This window comes from Flavobacteriales bacterium (genome assembly GCA_020635395.1).
Classification (GTDB): domain Bacteria; phylum Bacteroidota; class Bacteroidia; order NS11-12g; family UBA9320; genus UBA987.
The window spans coordinates 368,790-378,159 of the sequence record JACJZV010000003.1; the positions used below are offsets into that span (position 1 = coordinate 368,790).

At 38.0% G+C, this 9,370-nt stretch carries 4 protein-coding genes and 1 tRNA gene; 2 read left to right on the plus strand and 3 right to left on the minus strand.

Annotation, left to right across the window (positions count from 1 at the left end; genetic code table 11):
- Positions 1-90: 90 nt before the first annotated feature.
- Positions 91-6,996 carry a carboxypeptidase regulatory-like domain-containing protein gene (locus tag H6607_11065; GenBank protein ID MCB9262903.1) on the plus strand — a complete coding sequence of 2,302 codons (6,906 nt, stop codon included), beginning with the start codon at positions 91-93 and terminating at the stop codon, positions 6,994-6,996.
- A 140-nt stretch (positions 6,997-7,136) separates the two neighbouring features.
- Here the strand turns inward: H6607_11065 and H6607_11070 are convergent.
- Together H6607_11070 and H6607_11075 are read right to left on the minus strand one after the other, a co-directional pair.
- A tRNA-Arg gene (locus H6607_11070) sits at positions 7,137-7,208 on the minus strand.
- Between the two features lie 53 nt (positions 7,209-7,261).
- Positions 7,262-7,684 carry a hypothetical protein gene (locus tag H6607_11075; protein ID MCB9262904.1) on the minus strand — a complete coding sequence of 141 codons (423 nt, stop codon included), beginning with the start codon at positions 7,682-7,684 and terminating at the stop codon, positions 7,262-7,264.
- A gap of 173 nt (positions 7,685-7,857) precedes the next feature.
- On the opposite strand from H6607_11075, the gene H6607_11080 reads away from it, so the two are divergent.
- Positions 7,858-8,769, plus strand: coding sequence for an IS982 family transposase (locus H6607_11080; protein ID MCB9262905.1), 912 nt, complete (start codon positions 7,858-7,860; stop codon positions 8,767-8,769).
- Between the two features lie 93 nt (positions 8,770-8,862).
- Here the strand turns inward: H6607_11080 and H6607_11085 are convergent.
- Positions 8,863-9,370: hypothetical protein (locus H6607_11085; protein ID MCB9262906.1), on the minus strand; the 508-nt coding region annotated here is incomplete at its 5' end.

Below are 9,370 nucleotides of genomic sequence, written 5' to 3' on the forward strand. Positions count from 1 at the left end.
TCTAAAAAATATAAATTATACTTTTTTACATAATACAGCAATATAGAACTACTTTTGTACCAATTACTACTACGTTATAATACTTTTGTGATGAAAAATTTGTACTCAAAAGGCGAGGTACGCTTCGTCCGTTTTAAAAAATCCTTAGCTTTATTTTTGATTATTTTTGGTTTGAACATTTCGGGATTCTCCCAAAATGCCGACCTTCAAATTCAGTTAACGAGTGTTACGACGTTGTGTCCGGGTGAGTCGTTTACTTACACCTACACAATCAGCAATAACGGCCCAAATTCGGCCAATGGAGCAACGTTTAACGACAATTTTCCAAGTGGTCTTACACAAACTTCCTACAGTTCATGTAATGCAACAGGCGGTGCGGTATGTCCATCAAGCTATACAATATCAAACACAAACTTTAGTGGTACAATTCCGACCCTACCCAGTGGTGGGCAAGTAATAATGAATATTACAATGGAGGCACCCAGCCCCCCTTATAACTCTTCCTTTTCAAATACGGCAACGGTAAGCCCTCCAAGTGGCACAACAGACCCAAATATGTCCACGAATAGCTCAACATGGAACATTACACTTCGAAGGAACATTGATATTGCAATAGAGGGTTCTATGGATACCTTTCATGCCAATTGCAATGGATTTCCTGATACTTCATTTCACATGGTACGATTTATAAACAAAGGATCATGCCGGGCGGATAGTGTTCTGCTAAATATTTATGTCCCCTTTGGAAGTTTTACCAGAACGGGAATAGGTTCTGTACAAATTAATGCAAGCGTAAAAATGATTGATACGGTATGGAATATAAGCCCTGGAACATCCATGTATAATACCCAATTATATAATAGCAGTATTACATACTCCGTTAACCTTACCGGATCTAGCTCAGGGTATGGTAACTACAACTATATTCAAAGAAGAGTTAAACGATGGGAGTCTGGAGACACCGTGGAGCTTACGTTTAAAGTGGTTCTTGAATCGCTTAATTTGAATGGATGTGGCTATACTTTAAGCGGCACGCGATTAGGTGGCCATTATGCAACATTTGCTATTCCATCAAATACTACATTAACGGATACATTTTCAACTAATAATTCCTTAAATTGGAGTTATGGAAACTCATTTGGACCGTGTTCTGGAATATCTTGCCCAACAACAGATATAGAAGCTTTTGGAAATCAATCCACTTTTAATGCGGGTTGTGGAGATCTTCCCGACACCTCTTATCATACAGTAGGATTTGTAAACCATGGCCCTGCTAATGCCGACAGTACATTGTTGTCTGTTTATATTCCAATGGGTGGGTTTACCAAAACAGGAAATGGAACGGCAACTATTTCTGTACCTTTCGTGGCTGGGGATACAAGTTTCTACACCTCATCGGGCACTACACTTTACCCGACAAGTTATTTCAATCCAGGCGGCACATATAGCCTAACACTATCCACCGCAAGCTCAGGAACTAGCAATTATAATTTCCTACAGAGAAGGGTGAAAAAATGGGAACCAGGCGATACTGTCTTAATATCTTATCGCATAATTATAAATGGATTGAACCACAGCGGATGCGGATACAGCATAACAGGTACAAATGTGGGAGGTACGAATACAAGCTTTACTATTCCAACTAATTTAACACTTACAGATACTTTCAGTGCTAATAACTTTGTCAGTATCAATGGAAACGATGTGGGGCCCTGCACGGCTGCTGCCTGCCCCGTAACTGACATAGAGGTAGTTGGAAGTCAGACAACATTCAATGCTGCTTGCCAAAGTGGACCGGATACGAGCTATCATACCGTGTATTATGTAAATCATGGTCCATCCACGGCAGATAGTGTTTTGTTAACCTATTTTTTACCCTTTGGTACTTGGGTAAAATCAGGTTCTGGAACAGCGGTAATAACAAATAACATGAGAATTATTGATACCGTGTGGTCGGTTGGTGCAGGATCCAGCCTATATGAGACAAGTTTTTATAACTCAAATCTTTATTACAGCACAACCTTAAGTGCAAGTTTCGCAGGTTATAGTAACTATTCTTTAATACAAAGAAGAGTCAAAAATTGGGCTGTTGGAGATACCATAAAGGTGCAATATGCCATCGAAGTTGGCAAAATAAATTTGTCTGGGTGTGGTTTTACCGTTTCCTCCTCAAGATACGGAGGAACAAATGCCAATTTTATCATTCCCTCGAATATGTATCTGAAGGACACTTTTTCTGGTAATGATGCAGCCAACATATCTGGCAATACAGGTGGCCCATGGTCTAGATTGGATGTCTCTATTTCGAAATCTGTATCTCCGGCAATTTTAATAAGTGGAGACACTCTAACAATGAGCTATCAATTCCAGAATGCATCGGGTGGTGTCAATGCCATAGAAAAAACTTTTATTGACACCCTTCCACAAAACTTTTTCATCAACCTTTCAACCTTTAGTTGTTCAGCATCATCTGGTGCCTCGTGTGGCAGCTATACATACGACACAGTCAAACGTATATTTACCTATACGGCTGCTAGTCTTCCATCCTCGGGTTTGATAAATATTAGTTTTAAGGGGGCTGTTTTCTCGCAGTATGACGAAACAACCACTACTCGGGCCTATGCCCCACAGTGTGAAGATTGTATTCCATCTACAAACTTTACAGAAACTAATTACCAAATAAACGCAAATCCTTATTTGGGAGATTATGTTTGGCTCGATTTGAATAAGGATGGAGACCAAGATGCCAATGAGCCTGCCATGAGCGGTATCGAGGTAACTTTATTTAATAGTTCTGATAATCTTCTTGGAACAACTAAGACAGATGCCAACGGTCGTTACCGTTTTGGAGATTTAACCTCAGGTACATATTATGTTCAATTTCACCTGCCTCCAAACTACAAGTTTACCTCGCAAACGACCGGAACATCCTTTGGTAGTGATGCCAACCCGACCACGGGTAAAACTCCAAATGTAAGCATCAGCACCAATAATCACTTAGACCTTGATGCTGGATTAATACCTGCCGAAAATTCTGTAGGTTCTATCGGTGATTATGTTTGGTTTGACGAAAATAGTAATGGTATTCAGGATTATTCAGAAAAGGGATTTTCAGGTGTTTTAGTAACACTTTATGATAACAGTGGAAACAAACTAATGAATACCTACACAGACAAAAATGGTATGTATTTATTTAACAATTTAGATGCTGGAACTTATGTGGTAGGTATGAACCCAGTTCCCGGTTTTATTGCTTCAACCGCAAATGTGGGCGACGATGCTTTTGATAGTGATATTAATACCACATCGTTAAAAACGTCAAATATAGTCCTGACTTCTGGCCAAAACATCAGACATATAGATGCCGGACTTGTCCGACAGCCTGCATCTTCGGCCTCCTTAGGCAATTTTGTTTGGTATGATTTAAATAATGATTGGATACAAAGCGGAGGAAATGAAAAAGGTGTAGAAGACATAAAGGTGGTACTAAAAAATTCATCTGGTTCACGATTGGATTCACTGTTTACTTCTTTTGACGGACAATATGTATTTAATAATCTTAATGCCGGAGGTTATATCTTAGAGTTTTCAAATCTACCATCCGGTTATAATTTGGTGCATCCCTATTTAGGATTCAACAATACCGTTGACAGTGACCCAAACCAAAATTTAGGAAATACAGACACCATTATACTATCTGCCGGCGAAATAAACATGAGTATAGATGCTGGTATCAATGATACAACCAATACAAACACAGCATCTCTGGGCGATTTTGTGTGGTATGATTATGATCAGGATGGCATACAAGATAGCAACGAAGCAGGAGTAGCAGGAGTAACAGTAATACTATACAATACAAGCGACATTGAACAAGATAGGACAACAACAGATAGAAATGGATGGTATAAGTTTATAAATCTTGCCGCAGGAACATATTACATACAGTTCAGCAATATTCCACCCAACCATCAGTTTACAGGCACAGGGAGCGGAACACCCAGCACGGATAATAACGCCAATGCTTCTGGCCGCACAGCAAACATTACAATTAATGCAGGCACTCATACTACCGATGTGGATGCCGGAATTATTGGTAATGTCATTGATGTTCTGCCAGCAAGTTTAGGAAATAGAGTTTGGTATGACCTTAACAACAATGGCTTGCAGGACAACGGAGAACCAGGGGTACCCGGTGTCAGGGTTAGACTACTTGACAACACTGGAAATACAGTAATAGACTCAACAACAACAAGTGGATTGGGTTATTATATTTTCAATGAACTTGCGGCAGAAGACTATTTTATACAAGTTGTATCCTCAACCTTACCGAGTGGATACACATTTGTAACACAAAACGCCGGAAGTGATGACAAAGTTGATAGCGATGTTAACACCTCAACAGGAAAGACCTCGGTTATTGCGTTAGAAGAAGGTGAAGACGACATGTCTCACGATGCTGGAATTTATAAAGCGAATGTAGCAAGTCTGGGCAACTACGTTTGGTTTGATATAGATCAAGATGGATATCAAGACGCTGACGAGCCTGGGGCCCCGGGTGTCACAGCGAAGTTGTACAATACTTCAAATACGTTAATACAAACAACCTCTACTGATGAAAACGGTAAATATCTATTCACAAATCTTTCTGCCGGAACATATTACGTGGTATTCGTTAATGCTCCGGCGGGATATGTATTTACTTCCCAAAGTTCTGGAACAGATAGCAGTGCGGCAAATCAATTGGGGAAAACCGGAAATATTTCCCTCAGTACTGGGCAAACCTACCTCGATCTTGACGCTGGCTTAACAAGCAGCACTGTTGGACTTTTAAGTGGTCGATTTTGGTTTGATCAAAACAAAAACGGTATTGAAGAAAGCTCGGAAAATCCCGTTCCCGGTCAAACGATTTTACTGCTTAATGATTCAGAAGAACCAATATCAGCAGCTGTTACTAATGAGAACGGCGAATATGAGTTTGCTGGTTTACAGTCTGGCATTTATTACACATCGTTTATCAATACAATAAGTAACACCCAATTTACCACTCAAACTACGAACACATCCAATGGTAGTGATGTTAATCCTATAACTGGTTTAAGTGCTTCAATATTTCTACCTGTAGGTGGCAATGTGCCTGACAATGATGGAGGTATTATTGATTTTATTCCAGCAAAACTCGGAAATATAGTATGGATAGACAATGACAATGATGGGATTCAAAACGGTACTTTTTACAACGTTGGCGGTGTAGGCGTTCAATTGTACAACTTAAATGATGAACTAATTAGTAGCACCGCAACCACGGCAAACGGCGAATATATGTTTGATAAGTTACCGGCTGGTGACTACTACATTAAATTTTCACGAAACACCCTCCCAAGTGGCTACAGCATTGTTGCCAATAATGTAGGTAGTAATGATTCGGAAGATAGCGATGCTGACCCGACTACCGGCAACACCAGCACTATATCTCTTTCGGAGGGAGAAGTGGATATGAGTTGGGATATGGGCATTACCTTAAATCCAAGTAATGGGTGGAAAATTGGCGGAATAGTTTGGGCCGACCCCGACCTTGACGGATTACAAGAAGGCAAAGAGGGAAGGATAGCGAACACCAAGGTGATGTTATACACCACAACAGGAACTTTAGTTACTTGCGGAACCACGGCAAGCAAAAATTTAAGAGATGATTTTAATGTTGGGTCATTCAGTAACAATGATGGAAATACTAACTTCTCAAGCAATTGGATTGAGATTGGCGAAAGTAATGGCCCCTCCGTTCTTGGAACCCGTATAACTGGTGGAAATTTATACCATCAACAATTAAATCCCGGTGAAAGCAGATCGATAGAGAGACAATTTAGTTTAAAAGAGGCATCCGGAACGGTAAGCATAACATTTAATTACTACTTTTTCAAATCTTCAACCGGCACATTTGCTGCCAGCGTTGAATATTTTAACAATGGTTCTTGGGTTAACATGGTTTCGGCCACTGGCACTCTTAGTGCAACTTATACCGGCACGTTACCCAAAACCGCAACAGCAGTTAGATTCAGCTACACCAGCAACAATTCAGCAAGTTATGCTCGGCTAAATTATATAGAAATTAGTTATAATACTGTTCCAATTCCTGTTCAAATCTTGACGAATAGCCAAGGTGAGTATGAATTTGATAGTGATATATTTTATTGTTTAAACTCAAACAGTACGTATCATCTTCGGGTAAATTTAGCAGATACAACTTTGCAAAGTCAAAGTGCCTCTGCAACCAATGCAACCGGAAAAACTGACAACAGTGCGGTTACTGATTTTGGAGATAGTGATGGAAGCACCTCAATTGCAAGCGGTTTTAGCACAATAGTTATTACAACACCAACCTCGGGTCAAAATATGTTTCTTGACTTCGGCTTTGGTGTTAACAATCCAGTACCAGTCGAATTATTAAAATTCGAAGCTAAATGGGTAAAAACTGATGCTCTATTGACTTGGTCCACTGCCTCAGAGATTAACAATAGGTATTTTGTTGTTGAAAGAAGTATTGACGGTATCGACAATTTTCAACCCATTGGTATTGTAAATAGCTTGGCTTTAAATGGTAATTCAGACCAGATATTAGCATATTCTTTCATCGATCAAAATGTGGAAACAATTATTACGAAATCCGTTTTTTATCGACTCCGACAAATAGATTTCAACGGGGATGAAGAAATACACCCTCTCAGGGTTTTAACAAAAAAATCGGAGGAAATCATTCAAATATATCCTAATCCCACCAACGGGCTGATTTCTATAGATTTAACAGATTCCGAAACCTCCAACGTTTTTATACGAATAACTGATAATTTGGGCAGAGTAATGTTTGAGTCGGACTATATGGCCGTTCCGGAAATAATTAATTATTCATTCGAAGGTTTGAGTGCCGGTGTTTATTTTATGACAATTAAAACCAATAACGGAATTCAGGTTGAAAAAATAATTTACAACCACGATTGATAATTATAATACCAATTAAATTTTTTAATCAAATAAAAGGCTGTCTTGAATGACAGCCTTTTTATTTACCAATTTAAGATTGGTATCCCAACCATATCATGGTTATTTACAAAAACCGGAGTGGACTCCTTTTCTTTCTGTAGCCTTGTCAGGAATCGAACCTGAATCTGGAGTTTAGGAAACTCTTATTCTATCCGTTGAACTACAAGGCCAAATATTGTGGCCAAAAATAGAGTTGTTCGGAAGAAAATCAAATTTTGGTTGTTTATATTCCCTTGTTTATTGAGTCTAAATAATTGAGATAACCAATATCAACAAGATTTTGAACAGAAAGGAGGTCAAATTTTTCCATTTCAATTCTCATTTTCTCAGCTTCGCCAATATGCCAACAATAGGTTTGTGCATGCCAGTCAAGCCAGTCAGCCTCCCACTCAAAACCACCATATCGGGTAACAATAACATAATCCTTTTCCGTCAGTCCGATGCTTTCAAAAAAATCCAAATTATGGTCATCCGCATTCATGGCTGCAACCGAAATAAGGTAGTCATCCTCTTGTGCGGTGCGGCTTTCCGAAGTATTTCGTTGGTTGAAATTGACAAAAGTTTTAAATCGGTTCAGACTTTCTGGATTATTCTCAAAAAACATTTTGTTCACGATTAAATTCGATAAATGTATAAAAAGTGCCATTGTTACTGTAACATAGTTTTAATTGTCAAAATTAGGGAGTTATTAAATCAATAGATTGGTTCCAAAACCTAAAATTAACGTGAATAATGGATAAGAAATGTGGATAAAGTAAAAGGGCATTTTTGTATATTAGCAACTGATTAACAAGTAGTTACAATATAAAAAACACCCTTATGTCTGATTCAAAAATAGCTGAAATTTTCGTAGAAATAGACGATTTCTGTAAAGAATTCGAAGTAGAAATCAAAAAACGTCGCTTAGAAGCTAAAAATAGCACCAGTCGCATTAGAAAAGGTAAGTTGTCAGATTCGGAAGTGATGACCATTTTACTATGCTTTCATCACTCGAATTATGTGAACTTTAAAGCCTTTTATACCGAAATGGTTCAGGTATATTGGACTCATTTATTTCCTGACTTGGTGAGTTATGAGCGGTTCAATGCCATACAACAAAAGGTAATGATTCCACTTTTAGTTTTTCTTAAAACCAAGGCACTTGGTTCAAGCAGAGGTATTAATTTTATCGACTCAACGACCTTAAAAGTCTGCCACATAAAAAGAGAAAAACAACACAGTGTAATGAAGCACTTCGCATCCAAAGGAAAATCAACTATGGGATGGTTTTATGGATTCAAATTACACCTCATCATAAATGACAAAGGAGAGTTGCTAAGTTTCTATCTATCAGGAGCTAACGTAGATGACCGAAACCTTAAAGTAATTGAAACAATGACCAAAAATATCTTTGGAAAACTCTATGTAGATAGAGGTTACATCTCACAAATATTGGCAGATTATCTTTGGAATGACGGTATACATTTAGTGTATAAAAGACGAAAAAATATGAAATCACAAAACCTCTCTGACACCGATAAAATTCTGCTTCGAAAAAGAGCCTTAATTGAATCGGTAAACGATGAATTGAAAAATATATGCAAAGTAGAGCATACCAGACACAGAGCTCCAAAAGGATTCTTAATGAATGTCATATCTGCCTTAACTGCATATCATTTCCTCCCCAAAAAACCTTCCTTAAATATTACTCCCGAAAAAGAGGAATCTAACCAACTTTTAATCGCAGCTTAAACATTATTCACGTTAATCAGATAGGGTTGTAGAATTGAAATTTTTTCAGCTTAAAATATCAAGCAAGTAGTAGGTTTGAGTTATATCTGACCATTAAGGTATTGTAAAAGAGGAGCCAAATGTTGTTTGGTATACATAACCATCTAAACTAGCTGAAATTGTTTGATCGCATATATAAACTTTTATAGTGTCGGTTCTTGTGTCAATAAGAATATTGTTGCGTCTCAAGAAGGTAAATTTTTCGGAACTTTCTCGATTAACAGAGCCGCTAATTTTTGCCGGATATTCCATTAAAGAATTTTTAAACAAATTGGCAATTTTAACGGTTAAATAGTCCTTGGAATTTGGATTATCACTGCTAAGTGTAAATGTATTTTCATTGAATTTTCGATTAACCCATTGCACCCCCTCCAAATTCAACAAATCGCTATGTGTTAAATTGATACTTTCAGCATAGCATGTTTTATCTGCAAATGATTTTTCAACCTCAATTGATAAATCGTCATCGTTTACTTCTGAATGAATAGGTAAACAAGAATTTAAAAATATCCAAAGAGACAGGGTAGATATTTTAGCAAATTTAGAGAGCCAAGCCATACGC